Origin of the sequence: Pseudoalteromonas sp. S1727, assembly GCF_005886375.1 — a bacterium.
GTDB lineage: Bacteria > Pseudomonadota > Gammaproteobacteria > Enterobacterales > Alteromonadaceae > Pseudoalteromonas > Pseudoalteromonas haloplanktis.
This window is the reverse complement of record NZ_PNDT01000011.1, coordinates 283,825-302,313: the sequence shown is the minus strand read 5'-3', so window position 1 is coordinate 302,313 and position 18,489 is coordinate 283,825. Positions and strand designations below refer to the sequence as shown.

Annotated in this window: 17 protein-coding genes; 8 read left to right on the top strand and 9 right to left on the bottom strand. The window is 41.0% G+C overall.

All coding sequences use genetic code 11. The features are described from left to right. Positions 1–6: 6 nt before the first annotated feature. Genes CWB85_RS04760 through CWB85_RS04745 form a run of 4 tightly spaced genes read right to left on the bottom strand, consistent with a single transcriptional unit; the run spans position 7 to position 2,478 of the window. Positions 7–513 (bottom strand): gamma-glutamylcyclotransferase family protein, encoded by a 507-nt coding sequence (locus CWB85_RS04760; RefSeq protein WP_016708461.1) that lies wholly within the window; start codon positions 511–513, stop codon positions 7–9. A 46-nt stretch (positions 514–559) separates the two neighbouring features. Beyond that, entirely contained in the window at positions 560–1,183 is a 624-nt protein-coding gene (locus CWB85_RS04755) for a LysE family translocator (protein ID WP_016708460.1), read from the bottom strand. Between the two features lie 3 nt (positions 1,184–1,186). Continuing rightward, positions 1,187–1,969 (bottom strand): hypothetical protein, encoded by a 783-nt coding sequence (locus CWB85_RS04750; RefSeq protein WP_016708459.1) that lies wholly within the window; start codon positions 1,967–1,969, stop codon positions 1,187–1,189. A gap of 35 nt (positions 1,970–2,004) precedes the next feature. After that, entirely contained in the window at positions 2,005–2,478 is a 474-nt protein-coding gene (locus CWB85_RS04745; protein WP_016708458.1) for a CreA family protein, read from the bottom strand. A 98-nt stretch (positions 2,479–2,576) separates the two neighbouring features. Between CWB85_RS04745 and CWB85_RS04740 the strand changes: the two genes are divergently transcribed. Further along, positions 2,577–3,164: a hypothetical protein gene (locus CWB85_RS04740; protein ID WP_138554244.1), complete on the top strand. Its 588-nt coding sequence runs from the start codon at positions 2,577–2,579 to the stop codon at positions 3,162–3,164. An 18-nt stretch (positions 3,165–3,182) separates the two neighbouring features. After that, positions 3,183–3,512, top strand: coding sequence for a 5-carboxymethyl-2-hydroxymuconate Delta-isomerase (locus tag CWB85_RS04735; protein WP_016708456.1), 330 nt, complete (start codon positions 3,183–3,185; stop codon positions 3,510–3,512). A 44-nt stretch (positions 3,513–3,556) separates the two neighbouring features. Here the strand turns inward: CWB85_RS04735 and CWB85_RS04730 are convergent, their stop codons facing one another. After that, positions 3,557–5,698 carry a winged helix-turn-helix domain-containing protein gene (locus CWB85_RS04730; RefSeq protein WP_016708455.1) on the bottom strand — a complete coding sequence of 714 codons (2,142 nt, stop codon included), beginning with the start codon at positions 5,696–5,698 and terminating at the stop codon, positions 3,557–3,559. A gap of 329 nt (positions 5,699–6,027) precedes the next feature. On the opposite strand from CWB85_RS04730, the gene CWB85_RS04725 reads away from it, so the two are divergent. Beyond that, positions 6,028–9,054 carry a TonB-dependent receptor domain-containing protein gene (locus CWB85_RS04725; protein ID WP_138554243.1) on the top strand — a complete coding sequence of 1,009 codons (3,027 nt, stop codon included), beginning with the start codon at positions 6,028–6,030 and terminating at the stop codon, positions 9,052–9,054. A gap of 112 nt (positions 9,055–9,166) precedes the next feature. Here the strand turns inward: CWB85_RS04725 and zapE are convergent, their stop codons facing one another. Beyond that, positions 9,167–10,279, bottom strand: coding sequence for a cell division protein ZapE (zapE, locus tag CWB85_RS04720; protein ID WP_138554242.1), 1,113 nt, complete (start codon positions 10,277–10,279; stop codon positions 9,167–9,169). A gap of 58 nt (positions 10,280–10,337) precedes the next feature. Between zapE and rsuA the strand changes: the two genes are divergently transcribed. From rsuA to CWB85_RS04700, 4 genes are all read left to right on the top strand, one after another. After that, positions 10,338–11,036 (top strand): 16S rRNA pseudouridine(516) synthase RsuA, encoded by a 699-nt coding sequence (rsuA, locus tag CWB85_RS04715; RefSeq protein ID WP_138554241.1) that lies wholly within the window; start codon positions 10,338–10,340, stop codon positions 11,034–11,036. A gap of 124 nt (positions 11,037–11,160) precedes the next feature. Further along, a complete protein-coding gene (locus tag CWB85_RS04710; RefSeq protein WP_171038987.1) occupies positions 11,161–12,789 on the top strand; it encodes a methyl-accepting chemotaxis protein in 1,629 nt (542 codons plus the stop codon). A gap of 121 nt (positions 12,790–12,910) precedes the next feature. Further along, a complete protein-coding gene (locus tag CWB85_RS22625) occupies positions 12,911–13,129 on the top strand; it encodes a hypothetical protein (RefSeq protein WP_138554240.1) in 219 nt (72 codons plus the stop codon). Between the two features lie 51 nt (positions 13,130–13,180). After that, positions 13,181–13,579, top strand: a complete 399-nt coding sequence (locus tag CWB85_RS04700; RefSeq protein WP_016708450.1) for a glutaredoxin family protein — start codon at positions 13,181–13,183, stop codon at positions 13,577–13,579. A gap of 3 nt (positions 13,580–13,582) precedes the next feature. Here the strand turns inward: CWB85_RS04700 and CWB85_RS04695 are convergent, their stop codons facing one another. Beyond that, on the bottom strand, positions 13,583–14,356 hold the full coding sequence (locus tag CWB85_RS04695) for a YggN family protein (protein WP_016708449.1): 774 nt from the start codon (positions 14,354–14,356) through the stop codon (positions 13,583–13,585). A 110-nt stretch (positions 14,357–14,466) separates the two neighbouring features. Next, on the bottom strand, positions 14,467–16,896 hold the full coding sequence (locus CWB85_RS04690) for a zinc-dependent metalloprotease (RefSeq protein WP_138554239.1): 2,430 nt from the start codon (positions 16,894–16,896) through the stop codon (positions 14,467–14,469). 163 nt (positions 16,897–17,059) lie between these two features. On the opposite strand from CWB85_RS04690, the gene CWB85_RS04685 reads away from it, so the two are divergent. Next, positions 17,060–18,028, top strand: coding sequence for a class 1 fructose-bisphosphatase (locus CWB85_RS04685; RefSeq protein WP_016708447.1), 969 nt, complete (start codon positions 17,060–17,062; stop codon positions 18,026–18,028). A gap of 130 nt (positions 18,029–18,158) precedes the next feature. On the opposite strand, the gene CWB85_RS04680 is transcribed toward CWB85_RS04685, so the two are convergent. After that, the gene (locus CWB85_RS04680; RefSeq protein WP_138554238.1) at positions 18,159–18,485 is read right to left on the bottom strand and encodes a hypothetical protein; all 327 of its coding nucleotides are present in this window, start codon (positions 18,483–18,485) and stop codon (positions 18,159–18,161) included. Between the last annotated feature and the right edge of the window lie 4 nt (positions 18,486–18,489).

The window sequence follows — 18,489 nt, the reverse complement described above, 5'->3', positions numbered from 1 at the left end:
TTGGGGTTAGTTCTCGTTTTTATTTTTATGCACAGCAAACTCAATGGCCGCACGTACAGTATCGCTATCTTGGCACATTGGCCGAGATTTTATGGCCTCACTGTACGCATTTGGCACGCCTGCTTCAAGCGCCCCGCGATAAACGTGCTGCATATACCAATCATAAGGCAAGGTGTTTGCGTCTGTTGTATTGGCGATATAACAATGTGCGGCTATTTTTTCTCCATCAAGAAGGGTTACTTGAATATCGACACAGTCATAACGTGGTCCTTCAATGGCATCTAAAATCTCTTTTTCGGCATCATTGAGTTGGTACACCACGCCATAAACTTGCGCATTATCGTCATCAACAGGGCGAATATTGCCTTTTCCAGAGCCATCACAACTTAGCATATCAAATGTAAGTTCGTAGCCTGCCAATGTAGCTGTACCAATACGCGTGGCGTTTGGTAAACGCGCTAATAACCGACTTGATGACATATTGGAACCAAACGAAAAATTATATACAGCCATAACTACCTACTTTACTTAATCAAAATCCAGAACACTGATACTTTCTTTACACCACAATTCTTATCGCTAATGCAATCAGAATAACGCCAATACCACGGTCAAACCAATGACCACTTTTTTGAAAAAAACCACGTACATTGGGCTTTGATAACACTAAAGACAAACACGAAAACCACAGCCACGTTGCCAACGCCATATAAAGTCCATAACCTGCTTGAATTATTAACGGTGTTGATTGGCTGATCACCAAGGTAAATAACGACATAAAAAATAAAGTCGCTTTAGGGTTTAATGCATTAGTAAAAAAACCACGGCGAAAGGCAATCCAACTTGATTCAGCCACAACAGAATGTGATGTGGTTTCGTGTTGTGCGGTTGCAGGCTTTGCAGCTCTGAGCGCTTGTACGCCTATATATGCCAAATATGCCCCCGCTAAATATTTTAATGCCATAAATACGGTTGGTGATTGCGTTAAAAGTACCGCAACACCTAACAAACAGTAGCTAACATGCAGTAAGATTGCCAAGCCAACCCCAAAGCTAGTCCATAGTGCATTCGTTCGCCCTTGTTGAATACTTTGCTTAAGTACAATTGCAAAATCAGGACCGGGGCTTGCTACAGCAAAAAAGTGAGCCAGTGCAATTAATAAAAATTCATCTAAGTAAGCCACTTATCACCCTGCTTTTTGTTCATCAAGTGCTAACAATAACGGGTTAGCAGTATCATTAACCAAGGCTTTAATTTCTTTTTGCGCTTTTTTAAATTGACTGCGTAAATGCGGCTTTAAATACTTTTTAGAATTTTGATGGCCTTTAAAGTGGCAAACCAGTGCGTGCATAAATAAAGTTTGCGGTTCACTCAGTGCTGCTTGCCTGTTTGCATACGGGTTATAACACGAACCACAGCCCCCTTTAAATTGGTAAACTGTGTTACTCATCATCACCCCAAAGCCTAAAAAGCACGCCAATGCATCTGCCGCTTGCGGTAAAAACTCTTTCCCACCAGGAGGTAATACGCCAACATGGTGGATCATTATGGTAGCTAAGGTGCCAGCAAAACTGGCAACTAAGTCTTGCGGCTGGTTTATTTGATTGGGGTTAAACGATATATGTACATTATGACTGGCAGGCACAATTAATTGACTGCTTTCACCTCGTAGTTGATTGCTAAAAGCGAAATGAGGAAATACTTGCGGTTGTAATTGCTGCGGAGCAACTAGCTTAATAGGCCATGCTTGCAGCCCAGCATAACCAACCACTCGCTCAAACACCTTACTTGCCATTTCCTCAATACTTGATACCGCATCAGGAAAACACTGATGATTAGGGAGCACTAATTGTGAATGACTCAGAAAATAGTCACTGTCAAAGTTTTCCACCGCCCACACAAAAGTATCAATCAGCCATTGCTGCTCTTGTTGTTCTAATAATGGTTTACTTTTAAATAACGCTAACATAGCTTGCTCTTTTTACTTTTACCGATTGCATTGAATTACTCTTGCTGCTGTTGTGCCCACGCCCAAGCTTGGGTGTTATACAAAGGTACCGTAGATAGCGCATGATGATGACTACCCGTCGATTCTTTAGTCGAATATGATAAATACAATAAAGTACGAGTCGGTGCATCATAAATACGACGCACTTTTAAGGATTTGAATAAAATACTTTTTGATGATTTAAATACCACTTCACCTGATTTGCTTCGATCAATCGCCTGTAATTGCTCAGCGGTAATTGCCCCTGTTTGACGACATGAAATTGACATATCAGATGGATCTGAAAAGTCTAAATTAGCTTCAACATGACTTATATGGCAAGTAACCCCAGTAACTAAAGGATCCTGCTGTGCTACCACTTTAATATCCTTGGTGGTAAATAACCCTAAACTTACTGAAGCTGCATCATCAGAGCACCCTGATAAAGTGAGCAGTAAACTTGCCAATACACCAAATATAATCGCTTTCATAATTTTCCTTGCTCCAAATAGGTAGAACGGTTTGTAGCTTACATTTAACTATGCTTCAATACTAACTCAAATAAATCACAACAACGAGCACCGACACTATGAAAAAAGCATTCACTGCATTTTGTTTACTGTTTATAAGTCACAGCGCAGCAGCTGGCTACTCACTCAGTGTTTACACGGGTAAAAGCTTTAACCAATCATTGCAGACAGAAGAAGGTTTAGCGATTGAGCTTGATGATAGTAATCATCTTGCTTTTAGTATTGATAGAACAATCGATTCTGCTCGCTATGGATTTTATTTTTCTAATACCAAAAGTGACTTTGAATCCTCTCCTGAACTCGATGTAGAAATGCAGTATTTTTTGTTTCAAAGTGCTATTGAAGTCCCGTTAGGTAACCGCGTTAACGGCTATGTTGGCGCGCAAATTGGTGCTAACTATGTAAAACCTAATTTTGTCAGTTCAGATATCTTCTTTGCCAGTGGCTTATATGGCGGATTTGAATACTTATTTAACGACCAAGCCCGGGTTTTATTTGAAACTCGTTGGTTAGCAACGATAGTTAATAACGCCAGTAACGTTTCGTGTACATTACCGACTGATGAAGACAATCAATGTTTATGGCATTTTGATGGTGATGTACTTAATCAGTTTCAAACAAGCTTAGGCTTCACCTACCGTTTCTAAAGGAGGTCACTAGATCCCATGCCGCATATTATTATTGAGCACTCAGAAGATTTACCTGTATTACCGCAAGTATTGGTTGAAAAAATACACAATGCGGCATTTGCCACTGGTTTATTTGAACTACCAACAATCAAAACCCGCGCCATTGCCTACACCCACTATCAACTAGGCGATGGTAAAGAAGGCTTTATACATATTGCTGTACATATTATGGCTGGGCGCAGTATTGAACAAAAACAACAACTCAGCGAAAGTTTACTGCATTGTTTACAAATTTACTGTCGGGATTCTGATAGTTTAAGCGTCAACGTACACGACATGGAACACGAGATTTACCGTAAATGCTAGAGGCTGTTGACCGTTAAGGATTAACCTCGAAAGATAAACAGACCTTAAGGTAAATACTCCGCTTTAATACGTTTAATATCAATTTGCGGTGACTTATACGAGGTATATACCAACCACCCCACTTCTTTGATATAAGTTAAACCTGAGCTACGGCTAAATGCCCGCTCAGGTAAACGAATCACATCATGCTTTGTTTGCGATGCAAAATCATAATAACTTAGCCGATAATCAGCTTGCTCAACATTAAAATAATACACGCGAGATGTAGCCTGTGTAGCACCTTCGACGTAATACCATGATAAATGATTTGATAAGTTAATAGCATCAACGAGTAGTTCAGCGTGCTTGCTATCTGGTTGTTTTATCCATAACTGCCGCGCATTCAGATCTGCAAAAATGATTGCGCCATGGCGATCTTCATACCCATACAGCGTAGCTTGTTCAATCACCTTACCTAAGTTATTACCGTTAAGATCAAACCGATATAATTCATTACCATTTGACGTCAAAATACTGCGACTGTCTTGTGCCCAGCTCGGCTTACCATGATAGTTAAAGCCCGTTTTTAACTCTGTCGTTGTTTGCGTATTAAAATCATATAACTGCAAAGTATTCATAGCGTTTTTTGATGCAATAAAAGCAATATAGCGCCCGTCAAAAGACCAGACAGGGCTGTAAATAGTAGCATTTAACTCGGTAATTTTTTTTCGCTCGGTGCCATCTTTGTTAGCGATCCACAATTCAGTGCTGCCAGACTCATTAGATACAAACGCCAATTTATTTTTTATAGCACTGTAATCAGGGAAACGCGTATTAAAGTGGGTCGATAGAATCGGAAATGGCGAACTGGCAATTGCATTATCTGTCTCTACCCGCATCAACGCAGAATCGATATGCCATTGATGAAAGTATAAACTACCATCTTGACCATATTCAGGATAACTTAACCCATTAACTTGCGAGTCGATTAACCGCCCCGTTGCTAATTCATAAAAATAACCATGGCGCTTGCCTTGCTCAACGCCCGAAAACACCAAAATGTCTTTATTTGGGTGCCAATCAACACCGCGAATATCAACAAATTCTGGGGTTAGTTGCTTCGCTTGGCCAGTAGCCAGTTCAACTAAAAACAGCGCTTCATAGCCTGACGCTAAATTACGCGATACCAGCAACTGCTCCCCGTCAGGAGAAAATACCACAGACTCATCATAAAACTGACAATCATCAGGACAAGGAACTTGAGTAATCGCCATGTCCGTTCTTTGCAAATCTATAATATTTAGCTTTGTTTGACCTAGAGTCTTGTTACCCTCACTAATAAAGACCAACTTACTACCTGCTCTATTTATATCAAGGTCAAGGTTTCCACCTTGCCCGCATGAAGCCAATACCGTTACTTTTGCCGTTACGATTTGCTGTTTCACGATTTCACAGCGTTCTTGTGCATCCAAACGAAAATAAAAAATATCATTGAGATCATCACTAAATACCGCACGCCCCTCAACATATAAACTATCGGTCAGGGCAATAGCGGCTTGCTCTGGGGAAAATAAATCTCGTAGATAAAGATTTGTTTGTTGGCCAGGACGACGCCAAGAATAAGCAAGAAAATGACTGTCGTTTGAGATAGCCGGAAATAACTCACGCCCTGGGTTAGTTGTAATGGTTTCTATATGCTCAGCTAAAGTGGTAGTAACTAGCGGCGCAGAAATGATTGGCGTGCGTTGAAAATAAAAAAATGCAATACACATCATAGTAATCATTAATACAGTGGCTATTTGTAGGTTACTAATGCGCCCTTGCTTTGTTGCAATTACAGTTGGCTGTAATTCTTGTGATGAGGTCTCACTTTTGTGTAACTCAGCAAATATCGGTGGCTGATCTAAACGATAACCGGTTTTACGCAACGTAGTGATATAGCTGCGCTCAGGATCAAGCTCTTTAAAGGTTTTTCGTAAATGCCATATCGCATTTGTCAGTGCTTTTTCACCAACAAATTGATTTCCATCCCACACGTTAGTGATTAACTCTTCACGAGTCACCGCCGCAGGGTAGCGTTCTACTAAAAAGCACAACAACTCAATAAATTTAGGCTGTAGTACATGCTCCTTGTCAGCACAAATGAGCTTATTTTCAAACGCACAAACTTGGCACTGTCCAACAAGAAATGGCTGATTTGTTTTCATAAGTAACGCTTTGACACCTTTATGTTTAGCAGTCTAGAAGGGTACCTCATTGTTAGTAGAAAAAGCAAAACAACGCGATAAACGGCACAAACTTAATTTATTAGGGTGCCACATATAATAACGCAAACAACTGATAACAAAAGAATAGATATTAAATAGATGTAAAATAGGGATATAAACGAGATACCTTTCATTGTGTTTTTGTTCACGGTTACTTAAAAACAACTCCGTAAACCCCATCCACTGATGCATTAGCCGAAGTATTTTGAACTGCCCGTCAAAATGGCTAATGCATTAGTTTTATAAAATTAAAAATATAAGGGAAATCTGTGAGCAAAATATCAACAAGAAAATGCGCTCTAGCACTGGCTATCACGGCAAGCTTTTCGGGCCACTCAATTGCAAACGATGCACAAATTGAACGCCAATTAACACCGAGTCAAACAACAATCAATGAAGCTAAGCAAGCAGAACCTGAAAAAATTGTCGTGACCGGATCTCGCTTAAAACGCGATAGTTTCTCTGTTGCTACGCCGCTAGTCACTATGGATCGCTCTGCCATTCAGGATACAGGGCTTGGTAACCTATCTGATGTACTTGTCGACAACATGCCAGCACTGAGCCAAAGCATTGGTAATAATACGAGTCAATCTAGTATTTCAGGAACCGGGCTTTCAACCGTTGAGTTACGTGATTTAGGCGCTAATCGTACTCTCACTCTTATAGACGGTCGTCGTGTAGTTTCAAATAGCTACGGCGGTAACTATGTCAGTTTAAATACCATTCCCAGTGGCATGGTTGAACGCGTTGAAATCATCAGTGGCGGTGCGTCTGCTACTTATGGTGCCGATGCCGTAGCCGGTGTGGTAAATATTATTACTCAGTCAAAGAAAGAGGGATTTGATTTTCAGGCACGTGGTGGTCAAACAACCGAAGGCGGTGGTAAAGAGTTTACTTTGGATTTAAATTACGGTGATTCATTTGCCGATAATAGAGGTTATGTGTTTTTTAGTGCTAACTGGGATCGTGATTTTGGTATTAGCTACTATGATCGCGACCGGGCAAAAATAGAAGCAGCACATAGCTATAATAACGATTTAATGTGTAATCAAATGGTAACCGCAACCGGCTCTCAATGTATGCGAGATATTACTCAAGCAGACTGGATGAGTAAAAGCGACGGTACTTTAGGGGGCGTTTTTTTAGAAAATAGCAATAACGACACCCAATTTTGGTATGACGGTCAAACTCTACGTGATGACTGGAAAGACAATGAAGAAATCTATGGTATTAACTCAAACCAATTCGTAATGCTGGATGTACCCAGTGATAACTTTTCAACGGCTGTAAAAATCGATTTTGATGTCACCGACGACATCATAAGTTACTTTCAACTGCAATACAGCAAAAGTGGTTCATTCAACGATAAATCACCTGAGGATGAATATGAAGGTGCATTTGTGCCTCGCTATGATGCTGTAACAGGCGATCCAATTGCCGATATAGCGCCTGGCTATATCCCCATTGATAACCCTTATGTACCGCAGCAAATTTTAGATGCCAACCCATACAGAGATCGAATTTACTGGGATCGTCGCTTCGGTGAAGTGGGTAACATTAGTACCGATAACGACCGTACTACAATCCGCACTTGGGCAGGATTACAAGGCACTATGTTTGATCACCAGTGGGATTGGGATGTATCAGCCGGTTACGGGCAATTTAAACAGCATCAAATTCGTAATAACGAGTTAAACGTGGTTAACTTAAATCAAGCATTACAAGCTGAAAAGTTAGCCGACGGCACTATACAATGTATTGATGACGCGGCACGTGCTGCAGGCTGTGTACCAATTAACTTATTCGGTGAAGGCTCAATCACACCAGATATGGCCGATTGGATCCGTACCAACCCAATTATTGATACTAAAATTCAGCAATACACTGTGATGGGTTATATCACTGGCGATTTATTTGAACTGCCAGCCGGTAATGTGTCAGCTGTATTTGGTGGTGAATACCGTAAAGACACCCAAAGCCTAGACACCAGTGATGATATGAAAGTGGGTGGCATTACATTTAATGTGGTTCCTTCATTTTATGGTGAAGTTGAGGTCTATGAGGCTTTTGCAGAGTTGGCTATTCCACTTCTACAAGATGCACCATTAGCAAAAAGTTTATCCGCTGAAACTTCACTGCGCTTAGCAAATTACAGTATGGAGAACGTGAACACGGTAGCCAGTTATAAACTAGGTTTGTTATGGCAACCTATTGATGGCTATATGGTAAGAGCTAACTATGCTCGTGCGCAGCGCGCACCGACTATCACTGAATTAATGTCGCCACCACGTGGAGACTTTGATTCATATGATGATATTTGTGATGGCTTAACTGCTACTTCAACTAAACCGGGTCATGCTAATTGTCGTTTAGAACCAACTTTAGCTAAACAGCTTGCTGAAAATCCAGACTTTAAATTTGAAAGTGAAGATAACAACTATTCACCGGGCACTGGTAATCCAAACCTTAAAGAAGAAACCGCAGATACTTACACCTTTGGTGTGACATTATCTCCAGAGTTTTTCAGCGGCTTCAACCTTGCTGTAGATTACTACGATATTGCTATTGTGGATGCCATTGACGAGATCAGTAACGAAAACATAATGCGTGAATGTTATGACTCAGAAGCAGCATGGGGCAGTGACAATGAGTTCTGTAATGATATTACCCGTAATAGCGAAGGTAACATCATCAAAATTCTACAACGCGAGTATAACTTAGATGAGTTAACTGCCCGTGGTTATGACGTAGTTGCCACCTATGACTTTGAGCTAGGTAGTTATGGTAACGTCGCATTAAAACTTGATTACAATCACGTTATTGAAAACTCACAAACTTATGAAGGTTTAGATGGTAACGATGTTGTCACTCAGTATGCTGGATATGGCCGCAGTAAAGATAAAGCTGCAATGTCTATTGCGTGGAGTTTTGATGACCTACGGATCCGTTGGCGTACTAACTTCTTGGGTTCTTTTAAAGCCGATCAACAAGACGAAAAAGACTACCTAGCGGCCGTGGCAGACAACGATAAAAACTGTGCTGCTGCAAATGCAGACTGTATTGCCAACCCTGAGCCCCTCGCTTATCAAGACTACGGTTCATACATAAAGCATAGTTTATCAGCCTCTTACACTATGGCCTTAACACCACAGAGCGATTTACGCGTATTTGGTGGCGTTAATAATATTTTTGACAATAAGGGAGCATTCTACCCTAGCGGCAACGGTAACTATTACAGTGGATACGGCGGCGGTACAGGTCGTTATGTGTACTTAGGTGCACAATATAGTTTTTAAGATAGCGTCTAAATTTATTGCTGTGAAGCCATAGTGCTTCACTTGCTTTATACCTACTAGGTTGTTGTCAAAGGTACGTCTCGCTAGAGCGTACCTTTTTTCTTTTTATTACTTAGCGCCAACTTTGCATTTCGATTAGCCGTGATTCAGTACGGGCATACTCAAATGCTAACTTTTGCCCTTGATATAAATCTGCAATATCTACTTGCGCACTGAGTACCAGCAGTTTACCGCGATCATAAAACTCATCCACTAAGGCAATAAAACGCCGAGCTTCATCATCCAAAGTATGTTCTTGTAAATCTTGTTTTTCTCGCTGATAGCTATCTTCAATACCATGGACAATTTGCTTATTTGTTGCCATAACCCCCATTGCAGGTACATTACAAACATACACTCGTTGGTAATGCTGTGCTAAATATATGTAATCAGCAGTACTGCGAGGACCTGAACACAACGCCATAAAATCAAACATAATGGCATTATTACTGCGTTGTAGACATTCAATGTTACGTCCACAAATAGTCACACTTTTATCTGTGAGCAATTGATCTGCAAAAGCTAAAAAATTGCTTTGTAACTGATTTTCAACAGCGCTATTAAAGTAATAAGTCGTATGTGTACCAAAACGAAAACGGTGATCAACAACGCCTGCAATATTAATAATGTGACAGTGGCTTTTTAATAGCTCGATGGTGGGCAAAAATCGCGCGCGCTGTAAACCGTTATAATAAAGCTGATCTGGCTGACAATTTGACGTAGCCACTAATACCACACCTTTGGCAAATAAAGCCTTAAACAGCCCTGCCATGATCATCGCATCACCAATATCAGAGACAAAAAACTCATCAAAACAAATAAGCTTTAATGTTTTTGACCACTCTTGGGCTATTTGCTGTAGGGGATTTTGTAAGCCTTGTAATTGTCCTAATCGGGTGTGAACTTGCGCGATAAAATGATGAAAATGCAATCGTGTTTTTTGCTCAATTGCGACACGCTCATAGAACGAGTCCATTAGCATCGATTTACCCCGCCCTACCGGACCATATAAATAGATACCTCGCGGACTCACCGACTTACGCCACCAAACTTGTGGCCGTTGTAGCGCTTGAGCAAGCTCACCAAGCGCCTTTACAGCCTTAAGTTGGGCATCATCGCGCTGAAGCTTGCCACAATTAATTTGCGTATAGTAATGCTGTAAAATTTGCCCGTTTGGCACTGTCATAGACTGTACTGATTCGTTATACTCGCCACCATTGTAGCTGACTCAAAATGTGAACCCAATGAAATTTCCTTGCCGCTTAGATAAATTTATTAGCCATCTAGCTGAAATACCACGCACTAAAGCACGAGCTGGCATTAAGCGCAAAGATGCAACAGTCAATGGTGAAGTGGTCACAACCTATGATCATCAAATCACAGCCTCCGATATAATTGTGTATCAAGGCCAGCCTCTAGCATTTTTGGGAAAGCGCTATTACATGCTCAATAAACCTGTTGGTTATGTATGTGCGAATAGCGATGATTTGCATCCTACAGTATTTGAACTCTTGGACGAGCCTAACATGAGTGATTTTCATGTTGCAGGCCGTCTTGATCTTGATACAACAGGGTTGGTACTGATCACCAATGATGGTGATTGGTCACATAAGATCACATCGCCTAAGCACAATAAATTTAAGACCTACCTCGTTGAAACACAAGAAGCACTCACCGAAGATGCACTTGAACAACTTCGTCTGGGCGTACTGTTGCACAACGAAAAAGAACGTACCCGCCCCGCCACCGCAGAACAACTTGCGATTTACAGCTTACGGCTATCAATTTGCGAAGGGAAATATCACCAAGTAAAGCGTATGCTTGCTGCCGTCGGTAATAAGGTAGTTGAATTACATAGAGAAAAAATAGCCGACATTGAACTTGATGAAAATTTAAATAGTGGTGAATATCGACTTTTAACAAGCGATGAAGTGAAGCTCTAAGAACCCAAAACAGAAACTTGAGTAAAAGTCACGTAAAAATTCCTTATTATTATTAATTAAAACTTACTCTTGGCCGATAAACATGGTAGAAATTTAGGGTCATAATAATAATAAGGGGCGCAATGTGCTGTCAGGTTTAGCATTAAGAACTAAAATAATCTTGTTTGCTGGAGCGATGTTTATAGCACTTAATGCTATTGCATTACTGGGCTTACAATCTCTTCGTCACGCAAGTGAAAGCGATAATATCGCCCGTATAAATCAGTTAATGAAAAGCACTGCTAATATTGTAGAGCAGTTTGAATTGCTAGCAAAAAACGGGCAATTAAGTGAGCAACAGGCGCGAGACTTTGCCACAAAAATGTTACGTGAGAACAAGTATCACGACAGTGAATATGTCTATGTCGTAAATGACAAACTCGACTTTATTGCCACTCCCCATGATCCTGAACTTCATAATACCAGCTTTAACGACTTCAAAGATGCCAGTGGCAAGAGCATTGGTCATATGGTTGAGCAGCTAGTGGGGAATCAAACGAATAAAATAATTACTTACCACTGGGATTCAGTCCGTGAAGGCGAAACGGTTGATTTAACCTCTGTAGTACAAAAAACACCGTATTTTGGCTGGTATGTTGGCACAGGGATCAGCGCTAAAGAAGTCGATGAGCGTTACTGGAATACCGCAAAATGGTTGCTAGGACTATCATTACTCATTGCCCTTGGTTTAACAGCAGCGATCGCTCGTTTTGGTATCTCACTCAGTAATGCCTTAGGCGGTGAGGTAAAAGAGGTTATTAATATCGTTACGCAGGTTTCACACGGTAATTTAAATTCTCATATTAGAACGGATGCACCACCTGAGAGTATCATTGCAGCTATGCATTATATGCAACAAGGCTTACGTGGCGTAGTAGGCGGCATAAAAGATGTAACTGATAGCTTAAAAAATCAAAGTCTCGATAATGAATCTCGCTCGACAGAGCTTGATAAATTGACTCGCAGTCTGAATGAAGAAACTCATATGGTCGCATCAGCCATAACTGAGCTGACGGCATCAGCACAAACCGTTGTAGAGCATGCCGAGCAATCCGCATATTCAGTACAAGAAGCGGAACGCCAAGGCCAAAGTGCAAATCATCTAACAACAGAAGCAGCAAACACTATTGTGCTTTTAGAGCAACAAATTGACAGCGCTGGTAATAACATCCAACTACTTGATGATGAAGTAAATAATATCGCAAATGTGTTAAGTGTTATTCAAGGTATTGCCGAGCAAACTAACCTCTTAGCACTTAATGCCGCCATTGAGGCTGCCCGTGCCGGCGAGCAAGGGCGAGGTTTTGCTGTTGTTGCTGACGAAGTGCGCCAATTAGCGCAACGCACGCAAACCAGCACTGAAGAAATTCGCACTATGATCAGTAAATTGCAATCAGCAACTAAAGATGCGAAAACATCAGTTATTTTAAGTATTGCAACTAGCGAGCAAACAGTTGCGAAATCAAAAGATGCCAGCGAAGAGTTACAACGTGTTGCGACATCATTAAGTGCTATTGCTCAAATGAGCCATCAAATAGCGATCGCCGCTAAAGAGCAACTTGATGCTGGAGAAGATACGGCAAGACGAATTGTGACCATCTCAGATACCGCATCACAAACTGCCGATGTATCACATCAAGCACATGCCGCAACAGACTTAATAAAAGGCCTGACAAGCGATTTAGAAGCTGAAACGGGTAAATTTAGGTCGTAACAATGTAGCTAAAACGTTAAATAAATATAAAATAAATTGACAGCGCTGTCTTTGGTGGTTATTTTGGGAACTGGAAAAGGTAGTAAGCGTTTCCAAATTCTTAACTAAAAAGGAACTAGTCATGAAAAAAAAGAAACTCTTAACAGCAATTCTAGGTCTGTCATTTGGTATTGGAATGACAGCAACTGTTTCAGCAGTTAGTGACTGCAACTGGGAACCCTATGGCTCTATAGATAATTATTGCGGCTATGAATATTATAAATGTGCAATGTCATCGAATAATTCTTACTTAAACTGCAGGGATGTAAAAGCAAACTGCATAAGTAAGTGCAGCAGTTAAAAATGGGGGGGCTTTCCCCCTTTTCCAACTAACGTAATGAAAAATACATAGATGAAATCACTCGCTAAATACACGACTATTTTCTTTATTACAGTATGCTTAGGTGCACTGCTAGGTCAGTATGCTTTACCCACGGTTAAGGGTTTATTCAAAGAACCGGCTATAGAAGTTGGTAATTATCAACATGTGGGTATCACTGATATAGATAAGGTAAAAATTTATACTGTTGATTGGTGTGACTTTTGTGCAAAAGCTAAAGAAATGTTAGATAAACATCACGTCAAGTACATCGAAATTGACATAGAAAAAAATCCGCAAGGCTTAAAGGAGTTTGAACAACTTTCCGGTGATGGCTTTCCTTTAATAATTATAGAAAACATGCTTTTCAGAGGTTTTTTCGAAGGGCCTATTAAGCAAAAGCTTATTGATTCAAATATAATTACTGCATAGCAACTACGATTTAATTTGCACTAAGTCAAAATCAGCCATACTGGGTACTATCATTTGTAATCGTGATTCAGTGACATCTAGTGAATTTAAACATTCGCAGTACTCTGAGGCTTTAAATTCGAGTTGTTGGGCTTTCTTCTGTAAGGATTTATCTATTTCTTTTGAAATAATATCCATCCGTTGACCCATATCATTAATGCGATCTTCAATATTACCTTCGCGAGATTTAAAAGCGTCGCCAAGTGATACTAATATTGCGCCAAGTGAGCCATGAACGGCCGAATGAATTTTTTTACTAATTTCTTCTGTGAAAAAATCGTCTATTTTTGACAGGGATTGTGGTGCAATGAAAAAGAAATCATCACCACGTTTAAACTTATCCATTAAAGCACGTTCTACATATTGCAGTTGTGTTTTCAATACCTCTGGTTCTTTATCAGACATACCTTCAACAACTTGCTCTATCGCACTTAACCCAAGGTTTACACCATCAGTTGCAAGTTCTACCAATTCAGGCACCGTATCACGAATACCTGCGCTGAACTGCATTAATACTTGGCTTTCTTCAGGGCTTAAATCTATCCAATACCCACGAATAAACAACTGGTTATCATTATTTATCTGTACGCGTGTTTGGCCTTTATCAACAATACGTATTACATCATCAGTAATGATCAAGCCATGCCCTAATTCAACGTCACAACTGACTTTCGCGCAGACATTAAAACTTGATAGTGCTATGGACATCGCCAATATCGAACGAGATAAGAACGCCATAAACACCTCAAAAAAGACTAAAAATGAAAGGCAGCTAGGTTAACAAAAACCCAGTTTTATGCAAGAAAAACTAAACCTAGGCCCTAGCAGCTAGGGCCTAGCTGGTTGTGTTAAATCGGTGACCCCGGTGGAATAGGAAGTACTTTGAAGTTCATAGGCCAAGCACCATTTATTAGAAACTGATTAATTTGCTCTACCAGATACTGCTTAAATGCACTTTCACCCACATCGACACTGCCAAGCAATGAACGCTGTTGATATTCTTCACTCAATTTCACTAAATAATAGCGCAACTGAGCTTGCACCTCTGGTTCAACTTTATCACTAGCAATTAAATCAGCAAATTGTTTAGCTGTAAGTAGCTGCACTCGCTGCGCAATTTTCTGCGCCATAGTCGTAGTTGTTTGAACTTTAAAAACCTGTTCATATAACTGTGCGAGGAGCTCGTCTAAACTAAAGAATGCTTCACTGCGTGCCTGCTGTTGCGCTAGACGATTTAGCCGCTGAGCATTTAGTAGTAACGATAAGCTATGCTGAGCAGACACTTCAGGTAATGCCATAGCATCAAGTGTTAAACCTGTACGGCCAATGACACTTTCGCGGTTTTTAGATTCACCGTACGCTTTGGGCGGAATTAAAGCGAGTACAGTCTCGGGTAACAGCAAATTATCGGCTTTTAACGTACTTAAAATAGCGCTTAATGCCTGCTGCTGCTGCTTTTTAGCAACCACCAGTGCACCTTTAACAGGTGAATTTCCGCGAACCTCGTAATCATAATCAACGCCGGCAATCAGTTTAACCACAGACTCCACTTGATAGCGATGAAATAAATAAAGCGGCACCAGCATTTCTTCTAACTGCGATAACGCCGTCCCCGTTTTTATGTTATTAATACCAAATTGAGCAAGTGCCTGTTTTCTTACTTCCAGTACCCGTCTCAGTTCTTCACTGGGTGAACTACCGTTATCCCAAAGATGTGCGGTTGGGTGCGCGCCACCTTGTGCCCTAGCATCACTATCAGAGATAAACTCCAACCCTTTATTTTGATTATCAGCCAAAATAGCAGCTAACTCTTTGCTTTCATCAAAACCAGTAAAATCACTGTAACCGTACTTAATTACTTGGGTATCCCATTGCCCCATACCGTGTGCATAACCACGGTTAACATCCAGCTCACCTTTATCATTAAAGCCAACTAATGGATGAGGGTAATCCATAACAGAAGCACGATCGGCCACTGACGCTGAAAAGTTATGCGCAATACCTAGCGTATGACCAATTTCATGGGCACTGAGTTGACGGATACGATCAAGCGCCATCGCTTGCAGTGTTTTAGCCACTTCGTTGCCTTGTAAATAAGGCGCCGCTAGGGCTTCAGCAATTAAGATATCTTGGCGTACACGCAGTGATCCTAAAGTCACATGCCCTTTTAAAATTTCCCCAGTACGAGGGTCAATCACCGAGCTACCATAAGACCAGCCTCGGGTGGCACGATGTACCCACTGGATCACGTTATAACGAATATCCATAGGATCCGCGTTATCTGGTAATACTTTAACGATAAAAGCATTCTTATAACCCGCCTGGGCAAAGGCATCATCCCACCATTTGGCACCATCAAGTAACGCCGTTTTCACGGGCTCAGGTACACCAGGATCTAAATAATAAGTTATCGGTTCAACAGGTTCACTAATCGGTAGTGTCGGATCTTTTTTACTAAGGCGGTGGCGCGGTATATAGCGCACTAACATAGACTCACCAAGCGGGGCTGCATAATCTTTGTGTTCGATACTCCAATAACCAGACTGAGGATGAAATGCACGTGGTGTGTAATTATCATCCGGTAATTCGATTAAAGAGTGATGCATATGCACTGTTAACGCATACGGATCAGCACTGACTTGACGGATATACTCACCGGGCTGGCTGCCTTTAAACGTTAATACGGCTTCGAGTTCGGTATTCTTCATAAATGCTTTTGAGCGCTCAATATAGACAGCGCTGCGGCTTTCATCAAGATTAAAGTTGCCTTGCTTACGCGCAGCTAAAGTGCGACTCACCCCATGTACATCACTGAGTAAGTAAGGCGTGTAGTCAATCAAAGCGGCCTCTGAATTTTGCGCCACGACATTGAAGCCAGCCAAAATACTCGATGCAAACGCTTCTTGAATACTTTTTTGCTCAGCCTTATTACTGGTATTAGCCCGGTAATAACTGTTAATAGCTCGCAACATCACTTTGTCGCCAAAGCGCTCAAATTGTACCAAATGAGTATTACCTAATTGACCACGGTCAAGGCCAATATCATTAGAGCCGACGCCATAAGGCAAGCTTTGCTGTAATAGAAATTGCTGCTTGAGTTTATCGACTTTTAAGTAAACTTTGCCATTTTGAGTATCATAATAAAAAGAAAAATAGCCCGGAAAATGATTCATTTGCTCAGTAAAATCACTAATAGACTTAATTGCTGCGTGCGCTTGGGTTATCATAGTCAGCAACACAGTAAAGAGTATGTAACGTATCAATGGTATTTTTTGCATAATCTTATCTTTGTTATTCGCGTTTTAAATACATTCAAGGTGTTTCCAGTATAGGATATTGCGCCTAAAATACAGTTATTTAAGACGAAATTCAGCGCTTGCTTTGATAATCCCTCTCACCCCTTATGATTATCATAGCTCATAACGTTATCAGGAAAATAGAATGCGTAGACTACCTCCAGTATTACTCGAAGACGGTTGCCCTAGAGATTTAATCTCGTTGATCCGAACAGTTTTAGCAGCATGTAAAGAAATTTCTTTTCGCGTAGGCCAAGGCGCATTATCTGGCGTACTTGGTTCAACTCTCGATGAGAATATTCAAGGTGAAACCCAAAAAAAGCTAGATGTGTTAACCAATCAGCTACTAAAAGACATTTTACTGGAATCAGGCTATGTAAAAGCCATTGCCTCTGAAGAAGAAGATTACACCGTGGCTGGTAACCCTGATGCAAGCTATATTGTTGCATTTGATCCACTTGATGGCTCGTCAAATACTGACATCAATTCATTAGTGGGCACTATTTTTTCAATAATGAAAGCACCTGAAGGCTCAGATCCTGCCGATCAAAGTATTTTCATGCAACCAGGTAAAAACCAAGTTGCGGCAGGTTATGTTTTATATGGTCCATCAACAGTGCTAGCACTAACTACAGGTAAAGGCACGCGCTTTTTCACACTAGATAAAACCCACGGCACATTCTTATTAACTGAAGATTTTGCGAAGGTTCCTGAAGAGACCAACGAATTTGCTATCAATGCATCAAACCAGCGTCATTGGCAGCCAGCCATGCAAAATTACATTAACGACTTAATTGCAGGTGAAACAGGGCCACGTGCACGTAACTTCAACATGCGTTGGATTGCAGCCATGGTTGGTGACGTGCATCGCGTATTATGCCGCGGTGGTATTTTTACCTACCCTACAGATACTAAAGATCCGAACAAGCCAAATAAACTGCGTCTACTTTACGAAGCAAATCCAATGGCGATGCTAATCGAACAGGCTGGCGGCATCGCCTCAACGGGTACTGAGCGTATTATGGATATTCAACCTGATGCTATCCACCAACGCGTAGCGGTGATTTTAGGTTCGAAAAACGAAGTAGAAACCTGCTTGGGGTATCATAAGTAGCTCTCAGCTCTCAGCTCTCAGCTCTCAGCTCTCAGCTCTCAGCTCTCAGCTCAAAAATAAGGGCCATGCTTGTTAAATCAAGATGGCCTTTATTTTACAGGGGTCAGATCACTAAACTGACGGCTGACGGCTAGATTTTCAATAACTCAACCAGCCTCGTCACTTTGCTCTTATCCAGCTCCCCCATTTGTTCGCTATTACTTAGCGCGTAAATAACCCCTTCAACGGCGCTGTAGTCGATGTCGGTTCTTGATTCTATAGCGTTAGCCCACAGCTCTAGGTCGTCTAAATCTATTTCGCCTGTAAGGCATCGATTGAGCACATCAAGTACGCTTTCGAGCGTTAATACATAGCATGGGATCGGCTCAGCATCATTTGCTGAAATAATTATACCAATGGCTTGATCCCTGTTTTTACCAAAAGTAACGAATTCTGCTAGCGCTTGTGCTCTGTTCATAGTT